This window comes from Zoogloea oleivorans, assembly GCF_008107625.1.
GTDB lineage: Bacteria > Pseudomonadota > Gammaproteobacteria > Burkholderiales > Rhodocyclaceae > Zoogloea > Zoogloea oleivorans.
In genome coordinates this window covers 117551-134443 of sequence record NZ_SDKK01000010.1, presented here as the reverse complement: position 1 = coordinate 134443, position 16893 = coordinate 117551, and the positions used below count along the sequence as shown (strand labels likewise).

Genomic DNA, 16893 nt, shown 5'->3' with positions numbered 1-16893 from the left:
GCCTGCATTCGTGCTGACGCATCATGAGCCAAGCCTCCCCGCTCCACTCGCCGCCACCGGCTTCCTACTGGCCGATGGTGCTGATCGCCTCGGCGATCCTGATGATCACCATGGGGGTGCGCCAGTCCCTCGGGCTGTACATCTCGCCGATCAACACGTCCACCGGGCTCGGCATTGCCAGCATCAGCTTTGCGCTGGCCATCGGGCAGTTCATGTGGGGTGCCTCGCAGCCGATCTTCGGTGCGGTGGCGGATCGCTACGGCCCGGGCGGCTCGCTGTTCACCGGTGCCGCCATGCTGGTGCTGGGGCTGGTGCTGACGCCCTTCGTGAGCACCGAGTTCGGCCTTACCATGTGCCTTGGCGTGCTGGTGGCTGGCGGAGCCGGGGCGGGTAGTTTCTCGATCCTGATCGGCGCCATGGCCCAGCGCCTGCCGCCACAGAAGCGCGCCTTTGCGTCCGGCTTCATCAATGCCGGCGGCTCCTTCGGGCAATTCCTGTTCGCGCCCCTGTCCCAGTTTCTGATCGCCGGCTTCGGCTGGATGACGGCCCTGTTCAGCCTAGCGGCGATCACCCTGGCGACCATTCCCCTGTCGTGGCCGCTGCGCAAGAAGGTCGAGCATCCGGTTTCCGCCGCGGGGGCCGACCTGGGTCTCAAGCAGCAGCTCAAGGTGGCCCTGAAGGACCGCAGTTACTGGTGCCTGCACGCGGGCTTCTTCACCTGTGGCTTTCACATCGCTTTCCTGGTTACCCATTTGCCGGGGGCGGTAGATCTGTGCGGCCTGCCGGCCAATGTGTCGGCGGTGTCGCTGGCGCTGATCGGGCTGGCCAACATTGTCGGCAGTCTGGGCGCCGGAGCGCTGGGGCAGCATTACCGGATGAAGTGGATCCTGGCGCTCATGTACGGATCCCGGGCTGTGCTGGTGGGCATTTACCTGGTGGCACCGAAGACGGAATGGACCTTCTATGCCTTCTCCATCGGCCTGGGGCTGACCTGGCTGGCCACGGTGCCGCCGACGGCCGGGTTGGTCGGCAAGCTGTTCGGCCTGCGCTATCTGGCGACGCTGTTTGGTCTGACGCTGCTGTCGCACCAGATCGGTGGCTTCTTCGGTGCCTGGCTGGGTGGTCTGGCGCTGGTGAACTTCGGTAACTACGACTGGATGTGGTACGCCGACATCGTGCTGGCGAGCCTGGCGGCGCTGGTGAATCTGCCGATTCGCGAGGAGTCGCCGCGGCGGGTGGCGGCGATCTAGTCGCCAGTCCGGAAGGGCAGCCTCTCCGATAACTCATCCAGGTAGGCTTCCACGCCGCCGCGCTCCTGGGCCAGGAAGCGGGCTACCGCGTCGCGGAAGCGCGGATCGGCGATCCAGTGGGCGGAACAGGTGCGTACCGGCTCCAGCCCGCGGGACAGCTTGTGTTCCCCCTGGGCGCCGCCTTCGAAGCGGCTCAGGCCTTCGCGGATGGCGTAATCGATGGCCTGGTAGTAGCAGGCCTCGAAATGCAGGCACGGGATGAAGTCGGCGGCGCCCCAGTAGCGCCCGTACAGTGCATCGGCGTCGCGCAGAAAGAAGCTCGCCGCCACCGGTGTGCCAGCCCGTTCGGCGATCATCAGCACCGTGGCATTCCCGGCCCGGTGGCCGTACTCCACGAAGAACTCCCGCGACAGATAGGGCGTCGAGCGGTGCTCGGCGTAGGTGCGGCTGTAGCAGGCGTGGAAGAAGGTCCATTCCACCTCACCGATTTCCGCGCCGCGCAGGATGCGGAAGCTCACTCCGGCGTCCAGCACCTTGCGCCGCTCCTGGCGAATTTTCTTGCGCTTGGGCTGGGCGAGGCGGGAAAGGAAATCGTCAAAATCCCGGTAGCCGGCGTTGTGCCAGTGGAACTGCACGCCATGACGGACTTCCAGCCCGGCGTCCTGCAGCCAGCCGGCTTCTTCATCGGTGGGGAACAGGATGTGCAGCGACGAGGCGCCGGATTGGCCCACTTCGTCCAGCACGTGCTTGATCAGCACGCGCCGGCTGCTTGCGTCCCGCCCGAGCAGGCGCGGGCCGGGTACCGGCGTGAAGGGCACGGCGGCCAGCCACTTGGGGTAGTAGTTGAGCCCGTGGCGCTGGTAGGCATCGGCCCAGGCCCAGTCGAAGACGTACTCGCCGTAGGAGTGGCTCTTCAGGTACAGCGGCATGGCGGCCAGCAGCGTGTTGCCGTCCCACAGGGCCGCGTGGCGGGGTGCCCAGCCGGTAGCTGTCGCGACGCAGCCCGATTCCTCGAGGGTGGCGAGGAAGGCGTGGGCGAGGGTGGGCTGGCCGTTGGTGAGGGCATCCCACTGGTCGGCAGGGATTTCGGCAATCGCCGGGTGGAGTCGGAAGCTTGGCATGGCGATGGAGGCTGGGGGCGCAAGCCCGATACTGACACAAGCGTGGGCCGGATCACCGCCGGTTGCGCGGCTTCCGGCAGCTTCACGGTATAGTGTCGCCCCATGAAAACCCCTCTTACCGTCGCTGTCGCCCAGCTCAATTGTGTCGTGGGCGACCTCTCCGGCAATGCACGCCGGATCCTGGATGCGGTAGCCCGGGCCAAGGCCGCGGGCGCCGACGTGGTGCTCACTCCCGAGCTGGCCCTGTGCGGCTATCCGCCCGAAGACTTGCTGCTGCGTCCGGCCTTTCTCGATGCCTGTGCCATCGAGCTGGCCAGTCTGGCCGCCCAGGTGGAAGGCATCACCGTGCTGGTCGGCTATCCGTCGGCGCAGGGCGGCAGTCGCTACAACGCTGCCGCGGTGATTCAGGACGGGCGTGTCGTCGCCAATTACTTCAAGCATCGCTTGCCCAACTACGAGGTCTTCGACGAGGAGCGCTACTTCGAGCCCGGCACCGAAGCCTGCGTGTTCGAGCTGAAGGGCGTGAAGATCGGTGTGAATATCTGCGCCGACGTGTGGGAGCCGGGTGCCGCCGAGGTGGCCCGAAATGCCGGTGCCGAGCTGCTGCTGGTGCTCAACGCCTCGCCCTTCCACATGGACAAGCAGCGCCTGCGCTACGAAGTGCTGCGCGAGCGCATTGCCGACACCGGGCTGCCGGTGGCCTACTGCAACCTGGTGGGTGGGCAGGACGAGCTGGTTTTTGACGGCGGCTCCTTCGCCCTCGACCAGGACGGTACGCTGGCCTGGCAGGGGCCGGTGTTTGCCGAGGAAGTCAGCACGCTGCACTTTGTCGATGGCGCTTGGCAGGATCGGGCCATTTTGCCGGTGCGGCCGGTGGAGGCCGACGTGTATGACGCGCTGGTCCTCGGGGTGCGCGACTATCTGGGCAAGAACGGTTTTCCGGGTGCGCTCATCGGCTTGTCCGGTGGTGTCGATTCGGCCCTGACGCTGGCGATCGCGGTTGATGCGCTGGGCGCCGACAGGGTGCGCGCGGTGATGATGCCGTCACCCTACACGGCGCAGATGAGCCTCGACGACTCGCGCGAGATGGTCCGGCGTATTGGTGTGCGCTACGACGAAATCGCCATCGCGCCGGCCATGAACACCTTTGCGGCCATGCTGGCGCCGCAGTTTGCCGGTCTGGCCGAGGACACGACCGAAGAGAACCTCCAGTCGCGCATCCGCGGCATGCTGCTGATGGCCCTCTCCAACAAGACCGGCGCCATCGTGCTGACCACCGGCAACAAGAGCGAGATGGCCACCGGTTACGCCACGCTGTATGGCGACATGGCCGGCGGCTTTGCGGTGATCAAGGACATCTACAAGACCTTCGTCTATCGTCTGTGCGCGTGGCGCAATGCGCAGCCCGGCGGGGCGGTGATTCCGGACAACATCCTGACCCGCCCGCCGTCGGCCGAACTGAAGCCCGACCAGTGCGACCAGGATTCGTTGCCGGCCTACGAGGTGCTCGATGCGATCATCGCCGCCTACATGGAAGAAGACCTGTCGCCTCGCGAGATCGTCGCCCGGGGCTACCCGGAAACCGAGGTGTACCGCACCGTGGCCATGCTGCGGCGCAACGAGTACAAGCGCCGCCAGTCGCCTGTCGGCATCCGCGTTACCCAGCGCGGCTTCGGCAAGGACTGGCGTTACCCGATCACCTCCCGTTACCGGGATGCATGACTGACAGGCCCGGCAAACGTCGGGCCGACTATTCCGGCTAGAATGCCGGATCGTTCCAAGGAGACCGCAGATGAAGAAAATCGAAGCCGTGATCAAGCCCTTCAAGCTGGACGAAGTCCGTGAAGCCTTGTCCGAAGTGGGCGTCACCGGACTGACCGTCACCGAAGTGAAGGGTTTTGGCCGGCAGAAGGGCCACACCGAACTCTACCGTGGCGCCGAATACGTCGTCGACTTCCTGCCCAAGATCAAGATCGAGGTGGTGGTGGCCACCGACGTGGTCGAGCAGGCCGTGGAAGCCATCATCAAGTCGGCCCGTACCGGCAAGATTGGCGACGGCAAGATCTTCGTCATGCCCGTCGAGCAGGTCGTCCGCATCCGCACCGGCGAGACCAACGAATCGGCGATCTGATTCGTCTTCGTTTTGCGTAGGTCAAAAAGCCCGGTTTTCCGGGCTTTTTGTTTGATGGGCGCCGCTTTGCGTAAAATGCCGGCTTTTACGCTTTTCCGGATTCCCGCCATGGCCTCTACCGTCCGCACCCGTTTCGCCCCCAGCCCCACCGGCTACCTGCATATCGGGGGCGCGCGCACGGCGTTGTTCTCGTGGGCCTACGCCCGTCGTCACGGTGGCCAGTTTATCTTGCGCATCGAGGACACCGATGTGGCCCGCTCCACGCCGGAAGCCGTGCAGGCCATCATGGACGGCATGAACTGGCTCGACCTGAGCTGGGACGAAGGTCCGTTCTACCAGATGCAGCGCATGGATCGTTACAAGGTGGTGATCCAGGAAATGCTGGCCGCCGGCACCGCCTACCCGTGCTACATGCCGCCGGAAGAGCTCGAGGCTCTGCGTGAAGCCCAGCGTGCCCGCGGCGAGAAGCCCCGCTACGACGGCCGCTGGCGCCCCGAAGCCGGCAAGGTGCTGCCGGAAGTACCGGCGGGCGTGCAGCCGGTGATCCGTTTTCGCAATCCGGTGGACGGCGTCGTGGCTTGGGACGACCTGGTCAAGGGGCGCATCGAGATCGCCAATGCCGAGATGGACGACCTGATCATCGCCCGCCCGGACGGCACGCCGACCTACAATTTCTGCGTGGTGGTGGATGATCTGGACATGGGCATCACCCAGGTCATTCGTGGCGATGACCACGTCAACAACACGCCGCGCCAGATCAACATCCTCAAGGCGCTGGGCGGCGAGGTGCCGCAATACGCCCACCTGTCGATGATCCTCGGCGACGACGGTCAGAAGCTCTCCAAGCGCCACGGTGCGGTGAGCGTGACCCAGTACGACGACGACGGCTACCTGCCGGAAGCGGTCATCAACTATCTGGCGCGTCTGGGCTGGAGCCACGGTGACAACGAGATCTTCACCCGCGAGCAACTGGTGGAATGGTTCGACCTCGACCACATCACCCCGTCGGCCGCTCAGTTCAATACCGACAAGCTGAAGTGGCTGAACGCCCACTACATCAAGCAGACCGACAACGCCCGGCTGGCTGCCGATGTGTCGCGTCGCCTGGCCCGCCGTGAAGTGGATCCGGAAGCTGGCCCAGCGCTGGAGGCGCTGATCGGCCTCTACAAGGACCGCGTGTCCACCCTCAACGAACTGGCCGATGCCGTCGAGCCCTTCTACATCGACCTGCACCCGGCGCCGGAGGTGCTCGCCCAGCACCTCACCGAGGTCGCCCGCACCGCGCTGACAACCTTGCGCGGCAAGCTGGCCGATGTGGCGTGGGACAAGGCGACACTGAGCGCGACGATCAAGGAAACCTGCACTGCCCACGGCATGAAGATGCCCCAGGTGGCGATTCCGCTGCGCGTGGCGCTGCTGGGCCAGCCGCAAACGCCGGCTATCGATGCGGTGCTGGAGATCATGGGCCGCGATCTCGTCCTGACCCGCCTGGATCGCGTGTTATAAGGGATTTTTGCGGCAATCAAAAAGGCGACCCGAGGGTCGCCTTTTTGTCGTCTGGGCCTTGTGCCCCCCGAATTGCGTTGCGCTTAACGAGCGACGATCTCGCCACTGCGTACGCGTACCGGATCGCCCGAGTGCCACACCGGAGCGTTCTGTTCGGTGATGACCCGGCGGGTGCCGTCTTCCATGCGCACCGTGACCTGATAGTGGCTTACCGTGCGGACGCGACGTTCGGCCTCGTTGCCGGCAAAACCGCCAAGCACGGCGCCGCCGATGCGGGCTATTTGCTTGCCGGAACCTTCACCCACCTGGTGGCCGAGCACACCGCCGAGGATGGCGCCGCCGACGGCACCGATCCCGGAGCCTTCACCCTTCTGCTGGATGGCTTCGACGCTTTCGATCACGCCGCAGTCGCGGCATACCGACGGGGGGGCGGGTGTGTTGGGGGGCGGGTAAACGCCAGTGCCGCTTGGCGCCGCGGGTTCCCTGGCGGGTTGGGGCTTGTTGTGCGCCTTGGCGGGCGCCGGCTTGATGACCTCCTTGTGTGGCACGCTGGCCGTGGCGGTTTCGGCCTTGGTCGGCACTTCCGGTTCGGCTGCTGCAAGCTTGGCGGGTGGTGGTGTGACGGTTGTCGGGGCGGGTGTGCCGGCCGGTGCCGAGACTACGGCTTCCGGCGCTGCCGGTGGCACCGTACTGGCGCCCGGCAGCAGGCCGGTGAATTTGGCGATGCCGACCAGACTCAATGCGGTGACCGACGCGGCGGCGACCCACAACATGGGATGCAGGGTTTGACGTGCGGGGGTATCGCTCATGTTTTTCTCCTTGATGGACAAGGAGCTTAACGCCCGGCACGGCTTTGGGAAGACCCCTGCAAAGCTCATTTACAAAGTCGTTGGCTTCACTCCTCGTTGCCGGCGCTCGGCCGGGGTGGCTTGAGCAGGTAACGGGCCGGGTCCATGGCGTCGACCAGTTCCCGTTCCAGCGGCAACGGATCGCCATGGATCTGGCTGGCCAGCAGTTCGCCCATCAGGCTGGCCCACACCAGGCCGCGGGCACCAAAGCCCGAGGCGGCATACAGGCCCGGCTGGCGGGGAATGTCGGCCAGTGGCGTGGTTTTTTCGGCGATGGATACGGCGGGTATGGCGCCGACCATCGGCAGGCGGTCTGGCGAGGCGGGGCGGAAGCCGACGCGGCCGTCAAGTTGCGCCGGATCGTAAGGTGCTGCGTAGCCAGGAAGGATGAAATCGAGTTTGGTGAGATTTTCCCGGTGCTCGTCCTCGCGCAGCTCGGTGCCGTCGTCGTCGGCCAGGAAGGTGGCGCCGGCGCAGCGCACACCGTCGACTTCCGGACTCACGTAGCCGAGTCGGCACACCACCACCCTGGGTGCGCTGCCGACGCTGGCGGGGAGGTGAGAGACCTGACCGCGGGCGGATCGCACGGGCAGCGGCGCGGCCTGGGAAACAGCGCGGATGCCAACGCCGTTGGCCAGGACGACGACCGGGGCACGGGCGATTTCGGTGCCGGACGGAGCGAAGGCGATCCATTCTTCGCCAATCCGTTCGAGGTGATCGAGCGTCTGGCCGAAGCGCGTTGTGATCCGCTCGCCACCCGCTGCCAGGTTCGCTGCGCACAGGCTTGGCGGCTTTATCCAGCCGCCATCCGGGAACCACCAGCCGCCCAGGGCTACCGGCCAGCCGACGATCTGTGCGGCTTCGCCGGCATCGACGAAGCGCAGGTAGTCGGCAGGCGCTTGATGGGCGTCGACTACTGCGTGCATCTTGCCCTCCTGCTTGGTGTCACGGGCCAGATGCAATACGCCGCACTGCCCCCAGCGCACCGGATGACCGGCGGCAGAGAGGTTTTCCATGTGATGCAGGCCGTACAGGAAGCCGGCCCGGGTGATGCGTGCTAGGCGGTTGTCGTCGAGACTCGGCAGCGGCCGGAACACGCCAGCCTTGTTGCCGGACGCGCCATGGCCGGGGCCGGGCGCTGCGTCGATCACGGTGACTTGCCAGCCCCGGGCGGCCAGGCGCTCGGCCACCGAGGTGCCGGCGACGCCGGCGCCGATGACAAGGGCGGAACGGCCGGTTTCCGCGGGGGAAGGAGGTACGGTGCCGCGGAAGCGGCCGGCCAGCATTTCCCGTTTGCCCCCGAAGCCGGGACAGCGTTCTGCGACAAAGCCGGCGGCCTGGAGCCCGCGTCGTACATCACCGTTGGCCGACCAGGTTGCGATGCTGGCGCCGGGAGCGACCAGGCGGGCGAGCTGGGCGAAAAGGGTGGCCGACCAGAGTTCCGGGTTGCAGGCCGGCGCAAAGCCGTCCAGGTAGAAGGCGTTAACGCGGGCGTCGAGTTGCGGAAGAGCATCGAGGGCGTCGCCGAAGATCAGGGTCAGGGTGACGCGGCCGCCGTCGAGATGAATGCGGTGGATGCCCGCGGTCAGGGCGGGCCAGTGACGGCGCAACGCTTCGGCCTGCGAGGCGAGTTCGGGCCAGCTGGCGTGGAGTTGAGCCAGGTCTTCGGTGTGGAAGGGGTGCTTTTCGACGGAGATGAAGTGCAGATGGGCGCAGCGGGACGGATCGTCCTGCCACGCCGCCCAGGTGGTGAGAAAGTTCAGGCCGAGGCCAAAGCCGGTTTCGAGAATGGTGAAGCGCGCCTTCCCCTGCCAGCGCAGCGGCAGCCCGTTGCCGGCCAGAAAGACGTGCCGCGACTGGCCAAGGCCGCCGTCGGCAGTGTGATAAACGTCGTCGAAGAGCGTGGAGTAGGGGATGCCTTCGTCGGTGCGGGAAAACTGCGTGGGGATGATCTGGGTCGACATGGATGCGGACGCTGGATGAATTTTGCCCAAGGATACTGCGGGATTCGTCATGTGCCTGGCCTTTGCTTGCCGGGCCACGCCGGTTGGGAGTGGCGAGGTAGAATTGCTGCCTCGCTCATTGACCGCCAGTAGACACTCATGCGCACCGAACAAGGTCCCCTCATCCGCCGCGATGCCTACCAACCCTTGGCCTTTGGCGTCGAAACCGTCGACCTCGACTTTATCCTCGACCCGCAGGCCACCCTGGTCACCAACCGCATGCGCTGTGTGCGCAATCCGGACGCCGCGGCCGGGCCGATCGTGCTGTTCGGCGAGGGACTGGTGCTCGTCTCCGTAACCCTCGACGGTGCCGCCCCGACGGCGGGCCAGGTGCGTGAGACCGGCTCCGGCCTGGAGATCGATGTGGACGCCGACGAGGTGCTCGTCGAAGTTGTCACCCGCATCAATCCGTCGGCCAACCTGACGCTCTCCGGCTTGTACCAGTCGCGCGGCGGCTATTTTACCCAGTGCGAGGCCGAGGGTTTCCGCAGCATCACCTACTTCCCCGACCGTCCCGACGTGATGGCCCGCTACACCGTGCGCCTGGAGGCGGATGCCGCCACCTGTCCGGTGCTGCTCTCCAACGGCAACCTGCTGGAAACCGGCGCACTGCCCAATGGCCGGCACTTTGCCCGCTGGGAGGATCCGTTCCTCAAGCCGTCCTACCTCTTTGCGCTGGTGGCGGCTGACCTGAAGGCGCTGGAGCGCAAGGTCGACACCATGTCGGGCCGCGAAGTGCTGCTGCAGGTGTGGGTGGAAGAGCGCGACCTCGACCGTACTGCCCACGCCATGGATTCGCTGGTGCACTCCCTGCGCTGGGACGAGGACGTGTTTGGCCTGGAGCTGGACCTCGACCGTTTCATGATTGTCGCCGTGTCGGACTTCAACATGGGCGCGATGGAGAACAAGGGCCTCAACATTTTCAACACCAAGTACGTGCTGGCCAACCCGGACACCGGCACCGACCTGGATTTTGAAAACGTCGAAAGCGTGGTTGCCCACGAATACTTCCACAACTGGACCGGCAACCGCGTGACCTGCCGCGACTGGTTCCAGCTGACCCTCAAGGAAGGCCTGACCGTCTTCCGCGACCAGCAGTTCACCGCCGACATGATGGCGCGGGCTTCCGATTCCCCCGCCGCTGCCGAGTCGGCCCGTGCCGTTACCCGCATCGCCAACGTGCGTGGCCTGCGCAGCGGTCAGTTCCCCGAAGATGCCGGCCCCATGGCCCATCCGATCCGCCCGGACGCCTACCAGGAGATCAACAACTTCTACACCGCCACGGTGTACCAGAAGGGCGCCGAAGTCATTCGCATGATCCACACCCTGCTGGGGCGGGAGGGTTTCCGCAACGGCATGGACTTGTATTTCTCGTATCACGACGGCCAGGCCGTAACCTGCGACGATTTCGTCGGCTGCATGGCCGAGGCCAACGGGGCCGATCTCGATCTGTTCATGCGCTGGTACAGCCAGGCCGGCACGCCGCACCTGAAGGCCGAAGGCGTGTACGACGCGGCCAGCCGTACTTACGCCCTGACCCTCACCCAGCACACCGCACCCACAGCCGGCCAGGCCGACAAGCTGCCGCTGCACATTCCGGTGGCCATCGGCCTGATCGGCCCGGACGGCGCCGACTTGCCGCTCCAGCTGGAAGGTGAAGTCCGCGACGGCAACACCACCCGCGTGCTCCAGTTGCGCAGCGAGAGCCAGACCTGGCGCTTCACCGGCATCGATGCCGAGCCGGTGCCCTCGGTGCTGCGCGGTTTCTCCGCGCCGGTGATCCTCGACATCGTCGAGGACGATGCCCGCCTGGCCTTCCGCATGGCCCACGACAGTGATCCCTTCAATCGTTGGGATGCCTCCCAGCGCTACATGGAGCGGGTTGTTCTCGGTCTGGCCGCTGCCCACGCCGCCGGCAAGCCGATGGAAGTGCCGCAGGCTTTCGGGCTGGCCTTCCGGGCGCTGCTCGTCAATGAAACCCTCGACCCGGCCTTCCTCGCCGAAACCCTGGCGCTACCGTCCGAAACCTATCTGCTCGAACGCATGCAGCCGGCCGACCCGGCGCCGCTGCGGGCCGCGCTGATCCACCTGATGCGCGAAATCGGCCACGCCATGCAGGCCGACTTCCTGAGTCGCTATCTCGATCTGGAGGTGGAGGGTGAGTACCGCTATCACCCGGCCGACGCCGGCAAGCGGGCGCTGCGCGGTCTGTGCCTGCGTTACCTGAGCGCCTGGGGCGGCCCGACGGCCATCGATCTGGCGCTCAAGCAGTTTGAGCACGCTACCGACATGACCGAGCGCTACGGCGCCCTGGCCGCGCTGGTGCAGAGCGATGCGCCTCAGCGTTTCGACGCGCTGGCGGCTTTCCATGAGCGCTACAAGGACGACGCACTGGTGCTCGACAAGTGGTTCCAGCTGCAGGCGGGCGCCTGGCGTTGGTCCGACGCTGCTCCGGCGACGCTGGATCAGGTGCGGGCGCTGATGGACAACCCGGCCTTCAGCCTGTCCAACCCGAACAAGGTGTATGCGCTGCTGGGAGGCTACTTCCGCGCCAACGCCGCCGAGTTTCACCGACCGGACGGCGCGGGGTATGCCTTCTGGGCCGAACAGGTGATTGCCCTCAACAAGACCAACCCGCAGGTCGCCTCACGCATGGCCCGCTCGCTGGAAGGCTGGCGCAAGTTTACGCCGGCCATCCAGGCCGGGATTCGTGCTGCGTTCGAGAGGGTGTCGGCCGAGGAAGGCTTGTCGCCCGACGTGGCGGAGATCGTCGGCAAGGCGCTGGCCTGAAAGAGGCCACGCGGCACCCGGGTTCAGCCTTCGCAGGTCTGCCCGGGTTGCAGCGCTGGCACCTTGTAAACGTAAGCCGGATCGGGCGTCGTCAGCTCGCGGAGCTTGCCGGCGACTTTATCGTTGATCGACCCGGGCAGAAGCCGGGCCGAGGTCGTGCCGATCAGGTGGAATACGCCCGCCAGGCTGGTTTCAAGCACAGGTTCGAGCGGCTTGTCGAGGATCCAGCACTTGGGCACATCGGCCTTGGTTTTCAGACGGTCACCCGCCCAGGTGGCCGTTTGTGTGTCGAGGATCGCGTAGGTGACACCTTTGTGGGTGCTTTGCCCGGCTTGCGCGAGGAGCGTCGCGACCGGCTCGATGCGTCCGGCGGCTGCCGGACTCACCAACGCGTAAAACAGCGCGGCACGTTCGGCGCCCGCCGGCCCGTAAACCCGGGCTTCAGGATGTTGCTGGGCCAGTTGCACTGCGGCCTTGCTGTTGGCGGTGAAAACGGTAATCACGTTCTTTTCAAGGGCTGACAGGAAGATGCCTGGAATAATTACCAGTGCCACCGCGATGGCCAGCGTGCGGCCCCGCAGACTGGCCAGGAAGTAACCGGCCAGCAGGGCCAGGGGCGCGGTGAACATCAGCAGGTAATTGACCTGCTTGCTGAGCAGCTTGAGCGGATTGAGCGACACCGGCAGCAGGGAGAAGAACAGCAGCAGCCCGAGCCCCCACCATACGACGAAGGCGCGCCCGGGCAGAGTGTTCCGCACCGGACTCCCGCGCAGCAGCAGGTACAGTCCGGCCAGTGCCAGGTAGCCCAGCAGCCAGGAGTGATAGGCCTTGGGAAAGAGGTATTCGAAATAGTAGAACGGGCTGGTGGCCATGGCCGCCGCGTTGGCGAAGCGGGCGCTGCCGCTGGCGTAGTCGGAGGCCGCGCGGGCGGCGATCTTCAGCACATAGAGCGGATCGCCCGCGGTGCTCCAGAAGATGGCGAAGTTGGCGCCCAGCACCACGACGAAGCCCGCCAGCATCCACATCCATTTCCAGTTCCAGCAGCGGAAAAACAGCGGAAAAGTGAGAAACAGCGCCAGGTAGATGACGGTGACTTCCTTGACCCAGAAGACGTAGCCCGCGGCCAGTCCGGCCAGCAGGAACAGGAAGGCCTTGTCCTTTTGCTGGCCGAGCCAGAACAGCAGGAAGCTGGCGGTCATGAAGAAGGCCAGCGGCGCGTCGGCCATGATGCGACCGGCGTAATGAACGTGCAGTGGCAATACGGCCAGCACCAGTCCGCCGAGTAGGGCGGCCCGAAAGCCGATCAGTTGATTGCCGACGAGCACCACCAGGGCGATCTCGCCGAGGGAGCACAGCAGCGGCCACAGGTTGGCCGCGATTTCGTTTTGCCCGAAAAGAGCCATGAACCCGGCCATCGGCAACTGGTGGCCGTAACGTATGGCACCGATGTAGCCGGAGGGCGTCCAGTCCCCCCGGAGCACCTTGGCGGCGGCGTCCACATACGTGACCTCGTCCGAGCCGTAGAAGCCCGTGTAGAAGGTGGTCCGCATGACCAGGCCGAGCACGACGATGACCAGCAGGCCCAGCCACAGGGCGGGATTGCTGGCCGCCAGGGCTGCCGCGGGTTTCATGGCTCCCCGGCTCACAGGGCCGCCATGACGTGCTGGATCACTTCGGCCTGCTGCTCTTCCAGGCCGACCCACAGGGGCAGGCGGACGAGACGTTCCGACATTTCGTTGGTGACACGCAGTTCGCCGTGGGTGCGCCCGTTGCGTTGCCCGGCGGGCGCGCTGTGCAGCGGAATATAGTGGAACACGGTGTTGATGCCGGCCTTGCGCAGCTTGTCGATGAAGACCGTGCGATGTTCGAGATCGGGCAGCAGGATGTAATACATGTGCGCGTTGTGGGCGCAGTGGGCCGGCACCACGGGACGGCGCAGCTTGCCGGCCTTTTCGGCTTCGGCCAGCCACTGGTGATAGGTGTTCCAGACGGCCAGGCGCTGGCGTGTGATGCTGTCGGCTTCTTCCATCTGCGCGGCCAGGAAGGCCGCGATGATTTCACCGGGCAGGTAGGACGAACCGATATCGACCCAGGTGTATTTGTCGACCTGGCCCCGGAAGAACTGGGAGCGGTTGGTGCCTTTTTCGCGGATGACTTCGGCACGTTCGGCGTAATGCGGCGAATTGACCAGCAGCGCACCGCCTTCGCCGGAGATGATGTTCTTCGTCTCATGGAAGGACAGGGCGCCCATCTGGCCGATGGAGCCGAGAGGACGGCCCTTGTAGTTGGCCATGACGGCCTGGGCGGCGTCCTCGATCACCAGCAAGCCGTGTTTGTTGGCAATCGCCATGATCGTGTCCATCTCGCAGCCGACACCGGCGTAATGCACCGGCACGATGGCCTTGGTGCGCTCGGTGATGGCGGTTTCGATCAGGGTTTCGTCGATGTTCAGGGTGTCGGGGCGGATGTCCACGAAGACGGGTACCGCACCCCGCAGCACGAAGGCGTTGGCCGTCGACACGAAGGTGTACGAGGGCATGATGACTTCGTCGCCCGGCTGGATGTCGGCCAGCAGCGCGGCCATTTCGAGGGCCGCCGTGCACGAGTGGGTCAGCAGGGCCTTGTTGGCGCCGGTGCGGGCTTCCAGCCAGCGCGAGCAGCGCTTGGTGAATTCACCGTCGCCGGCCAGGTGGCCGTTGGCATGCGCCTGGGCAATGTTCCAGAGTTCCTTGCCCGTCATGTAGGGCTTGTTGAAGGGAATGTTCATGTGCTCGGTCCGTTTGCCACAGGCAAAGTTGTATTCAGACGAAAAACCCAGAATTTCTGGAGCAGAAAAAGCATGACGGCGATCGACAGGACCATGACGCCCTGCACGATCTGGTGCGGGTAGCCGAGGTGGTCGACCAGCACGAAGAGCGCCGTCAGGTTGACCACGTAGCCCAGGCCGTAGCTGATGCAGTAGCGTACGAAGGCCGGGCCGTGGGTGCCGCCGTGGCGGAACGACCAGTTCTTGTTGAAGAAGAAGGTCTGCGTCACGCCGAGCGCATACAGCAGGCTCATTGTCAGCTTGGCTTCCATGCCGGCGGAGGTCATGGCCAGGTAGGCGGCGTAAAGAACGGCATTCGAGGCCAGGCCAACCGCCGCATAGCGCAGAAACTGGCCCAGCGCGTGTTGCCGGCTCACTCCGGATGTACCCAGTGAAAGGTCATCAGCGGCGCCGGAAAGCGGAAGCCGAGGCGTGCGTACAGGTTGAGCACCCGATGATTGCGGGCCACGATGGCCGTGCGCACGCGCTCGGCGCCCTCCAGGTGGGCCTGGGCGAGCATGGCCTGCCAGGCGCGCCAGCCGTAGCCCTGGCCCTGTGCCCCGGGGGCGACGGCGTTGAGATGCCAGTAGCAGGTTCCGTCGGCGAGCTGTTCCGTCACGAAGAAGGCCACCAGCAGGGGACCGTCCCGCAGCACATGCAGGCGCTGGCTGGCATGGTCGAGGCTGCTGCGCACCCAGTTCTGGTAGCGCAGGTCGCCGAGCGGGGAGGGCAGGCGCGGGTCGATGTGGAAACGCTCGTTGCCGAAGGCCGATCCGGCTGCTTCGAGGACTTCCGGCAGGTCGGCCGCCGTGGCGCGGGTAACGCTGAGGCCGTGGCCGTGGTCGACGCTGTGCGATTGCAGATTGTCGAACTCCGGCTGATAAAGCATCTCGATGAAGCGAAAGCCGATTTCCTCCAGCAACATCGACTCGCGGAGGCGCTCATGGGGCAGGCGGCAACTGACCAGCCGGCTGCCGACGGCGTCCCGGGCGTGCACGAATTGAGCGATGTCTTTGGCTGCAGCGGGGCTGTGGACCTGGATGTCGGTGATCTGCAGCACGGGGTAGCCGAAGATCACCGTGTCCCAGGGCGCTTCAGACCACGCCAGGCGCAGCGCCGGGGTGTCGATGACGCCGCTCGTCGGCGTTGCCTGGCTGAGGCTTTCAGTGTTGCAGGACATGGTTTTTGGCCGGGGTGTCGATGATCATGGTTTCGTGGAGAAGGGCGTAGGGCGGCCGCTCCATCGAACGGAAGTGCATGCGTGCCAGGTACTCGCCGAAAACCCCCAGTGCAAAGAGCTGCACACCCGAGAAGATGGCGATCAGCGAGGCCAGGAACGGAAAGCCGGGCACCGAGCTGCCTTCGATCAGGTAGCGGCCGATGACGTAGAACAGGACCAGCAGGCCGAGGGTGCCGAAGGCGATGCCGAGCAGGCTGGCGATCTGGAGAGGCAGCACCGAGAAACCGGTCATCATGTTGATTGCATGATTGATGAGCTTTTTCAGGCTGTAGCCGGAGTCGCCGATGGTGCGATCGTCCTGACGTACATTCACCGACGAAAAACTCGTCGTGCCCCAGGTGAGCAGAACGTCGATATTGACCGACGGGCTGCGGTAGGCCTCGAAGGCTTCGCGCAGCCGGGTGCGGAAGGCACGGAAGGCGCTGACCTTGCTCGCCGACTCGACGCCCATGGTGCCTTGCAACGCAATTTTGGTGATCCGGGAGGCCTGGTTACGGAAAAAACCGTGGGTTTCGTTCTCCGGCGAGCCATAGACAACGTCATAGCCTTCGGCCAGTTTCGACAGCAGCTTGTGGATTTCTTCGGGCGGGTTCTGCAGGTCGTCGTCGATGGTGACGATCAGCTCGCCGCGTGCGGCGCGGATGCCGCACAGCAGCGCGTTGTGCTGGCCATAGTTGCGCGCCAGCTTCATCCCGCGGACACGGGCATCCTTGCGGGCCAGATCCTGAATGATGCCCCAGGTGTTGTCCCCGCCGCAGTCCTCCACAAAGATGATCTCGAAGTCGGGTTCGACGCTCTCAAGGGCTGCGGTCAGCCGGCGGTGCAGTTCTGGCAGTGCACCTTCGGAGCGATAGCAGGGGATAACGACGGATAGGCGAACGGTCACTACGAAACCTCACAGAAACTCAAGCTGGTCGACAAGCGGCCCCGGCGGCGCACTCGACGCACGGCATTTTTCGGGGTGATTTCCATCTGGCATGGCCCGCTGGCACGCTATCGGGATGCCCTTATGATACCGAACTTTTAGCATGGATGAAGTCGCCACCACAACGCGCAAAAGTCACGGATCCGGACAAAATCGGCCCTTTTCAGGCTCTCATGATCGCTCCTCCCGGTTGCAGGTTTGTGGCCGGAAGGTGACGAAGCCCTGCATGGACGGCGCGGTTTGTCGGCGGCACTGAAACGGCTTGGTGGTGCA

13 protein-coding genes are annotated in these 16893 nt (G+C 65.3%); 5 read left to right on the top strand and 8 right to left on the bottom strand.

Annotated elements, in window-relative coordinates:
• The first annotated feature begins 23 nt into the window (after nucleotides 1-23).
• Entirely contained in the window at nucleotides 24-1250 is a 1227-nt protein-coding gene (locus tag ETQ85_RS12165; RefSeq protein WP_148579336.1) for an MFS transporter, read from the top strand.
• On the opposite strand, the gene ETQ85_RS12160 is transcribed toward ETQ85_RS12165, so the two are convergent.
• The gene (locus tag ETQ85_RS12160) at nucleotides 1247-2371 is read right to left on the bottom strand and encodes a GNAT family N-acetyltransferase (protein ID WP_148579335.1); all 1125 of its coding nucleotides are present in this window, start codon (nucleotides 2369-2371) and stop codon (nucleotides 1247-1249) included. The genes ETQ85_RS12165 and ETQ85_RS12160 overlap by 4 nt on opposite strands.
• A gap of 102 nt (nucleotides 2372-2473) precedes the next feature.
• Between ETQ85_RS12160 and ETQ85_RS12155 the strand changes: the two genes are divergently transcribed.
• The 3 genes from ETQ85_RS12155 to gltX all read left to right on the top strand — a co-directional run bounded on the left by ETQ85_RS12155 (nucleotide 2474) and on the right by gltX (nucleotide 6008).
• Entirely contained in the window at nucleotides 2474-4093 is a 1620-nt protein-coding gene (locus ETQ85_RS12155; RefSeq protein WP_148579334.1) for an NAD+ synthase, read from the top strand.
• Between the two features lie 70 nt (nucleotides 4094-4163).
• On the top strand, nucleotides 4164-4502 hold the full coding sequence (locus tag ETQ85_RS12150; RefSeq protein ID WP_148579333.1) for a P-II family nitrogen regulator: 339 nt from the start codon (nucleotides 4164-4166) through the stop codon (nucleotides 4500-4502).
• Nucleotides 4503-4610: 108 nt separating this feature from the next.
• Nucleotides 4611-6008 carry a glutamate--tRNA ligase gene (gltX, locus tag ETQ85_RS12145; RefSeq protein WP_148579332.1) on the top strand — a complete coding sequence of 466 codons (1398 nt, stop codon included), beginning with the start codon at nucleotides 4611-4613 and terminating at the stop codon, nucleotides 6006-6008.
• Between the two features lie 83 nt (nucleotides 6009-6091).
• Here the strand turns inward: gltX and ETQ85_RS12140 are convergent, their stop codons facing one another.
• On the bottom strand, nucleotides 6092-6817 hold the full coding sequence (locus ETQ85_RS12140) for an outer membrane lipoprotein (protein WP_187394686.1): 726 nt from the start codon (nucleotides 6815-6817) through the stop codon (nucleotides 6092-6094).
• Between the two features lie 86 nt (nucleotides 6818-6903).
• Nucleotides 6904-8820: a bifunctional tRNA (5-methylaminomethyl-2-thiouridine)(34)-methyltransferase MnmC2/FAD-dependent 5-carboxymethylaminomethyl-2-thiouridine(34) oxidoreductase MnmC1 gene (mnmC, locus tag ETQ85_RS12135; protein WP_148579330.1), complete on the bottom strand. Its 1917-nt coding sequence runs from the start codon at nucleotides 8818-8820 to the stop codon at nucleotides 6904-6906.
• A gap of 138 nt (nucleotides 8821-8958) precedes the next feature.
• Between mnmC and pepN the strand changes: the two genes are divergently transcribed.
• On the top strand, nucleotides 8959-11649 hold the full coding sequence (gene pepN / locus ETQ85_RS12130; protein WP_148579329.1) for an aminopeptidase N: 2691 nt from the start codon (nucleotides 8959-8961) through the stop codon (nucleotides 11647-11649).
• Between the two features lie 23 nt (nucleotides 11650-11672).
• On the opposite strand, the gene ETQ85_RS12125 is transcribed toward pepN, so the two are convergent.
• Genes ETQ85_RS12125 through ETQ85_RS12105 form a run of 5 tightly spaced genes read right to left on the bottom strand, consistent with a single transcriptional unit; the run spans nucleotide 11673 to nucleotide 16581 of the window.
• Nucleotides 11673-13280 (bottom strand): ArnT family glycosyltransferase, encoded by a 1608-nt coding sequence (locus ETQ85_RS12125; protein ID WP_148579328.1) that lies wholly within the window; start codon nucleotides 13278-13280, stop codon nucleotides 11673-11675.
• Nucleotides 13281-13291: 11 nt separating this feature from the next.
• Nucleotides 13292-14416 (bottom strand): dTDP-4-amino-4,6-dideoxygalactose transaminase, encoded by a 1125-nt coding sequence (gene rffA, locus ETQ85_RS12120; RefSeq protein WP_148579327.1) that lies wholly within the window; start codon nucleotides 14414-14416, stop codon nucleotides 13292-13294.
• Entirely contained in the window at nucleotides 14413-14832 is a 420-nt protein-coding gene (locus ETQ85_RS12115) for a GtrA family protein (protein ID WP_148579326.1), read from the bottom strand. The genes rffA and ETQ85_RS12115 overlap by 4 nt, the downstream gene beginning before the upstream one ends.
• The gene (locus tag ETQ85_RS12110) at nucleotides 14829-15635 is read right to left on the bottom strand and encodes a GNAT family N-acetyltransferase (RefSeq protein ID WP_148579325.1); all 807 of its coding nucleotides are present in this window, start codon (nucleotides 15633-15635) and stop codon (nucleotides 14829-14831) included. The genes ETQ85_RS12115 and ETQ85_RS12110 overlap by 4 nt, the downstream gene beginning before the upstream one ends.
• Nucleotides 15619-16581 carry a glycosyltransferase family 2 protein gene (locus ETQ85_RS12105; RefSeq protein WP_148579324.1) on the bottom strand — a complete coding sequence of 321 codons (963 nt, stop codon included), beginning with the start codon at nucleotides 16579-16581 and terminating at the stop codon, nucleotides 15619-15621. Before ETQ85_RS12105 ends, ETQ85_RS12110 begins: the two co-directional genes overlap by 17 nt.
• Nucleotides 16582-16893 lie beyond the last annotated feature (312 nt).

What these genes read in the sequence shown, in the direction of transcription:
- ETQ85_RS12165 (WP_148579336.1), top strand. Translation starts at nt 24, where the DNA reads ATGAGCCAAGCCTCCCCGCTCCACTCGCCGCCACCGGCTTCCTACTGG.
- ETQ85_RS12160 (WP_148579335.1), bottom strand. Translation starts at nt 2,371, where the DNA reads ATGCCAAGCTTCCGACTCCACCCGGCGATTGCCGAAATCCCTGCCGAC.
- ETQ85_RS12155 (WP_148579334.1), top strand. Translation starts at nt 2,474, where the DNA reads ATGAAAACCCCTCTTACCGTCGCTGTCGCCCAGCTCAATTGTGTCGTG.
- ETQ85_RS12150 (WP_148579333.1), top strand. Translation starts at nt 4,164, where the DNA reads ATGAAGAAAATCGAAGCCGTGATCAAGCCCTTCAAGCTGGACGAAGTC.
- gltX (WP_148579332.1), top strand. Translation starts at nt 4,611, where the DNA reads ATGGCCTCTACCGTCCGCACCCGTTTCGCCCCCAGCCCCACCGGCTAC.
- ETQ85_RS12140 (WP_187394686.1), bottom strand. Translation starts at nt 6,817, where the DNA reads ATGAGCGATACCCCCGCACGTCAAACCCTGCATCCCATGTTGTGGGTC.
- mnmC (WP_148579330.1), bottom strand. Translation starts at nt 8,820, where the DNA reads ATGTCGACCCAGATCATCCCCACGCAGTTTTCCCGCACCGACGAAGGC.
- pepN (WP_148579329.1), top strand. Translation starts at nt 8,959, where the DNA reads ATGCGCACCGAACAAGGTCCCCTCATCCGCCGCGATGCCTACCAACCC.
- ETQ85_RS12125 (WP_148579328.1), bottom strand. Translation starts at nt 13,280, where the DNA reads ATGAAACCCGCGGCAGCCCTGGCGGCCAGCAATCCCGCCCTGTGGCTG.
- rffA (WP_148579327.1), bottom strand. Translation starts at nt 14,416, where the DNA reads ATGAACATTCCCTTCAACAAGCCCTACATGACGGGCAAGGAACTCTGG.
- ETQ85_RS12110 (WP_148579325.1), bottom strand. Translation starts at nt 15,635, where the DNA reads ATGTCCTGCAACACTGAAAGCCTCAGCCAGGCAACGCCGACGAGCGGC.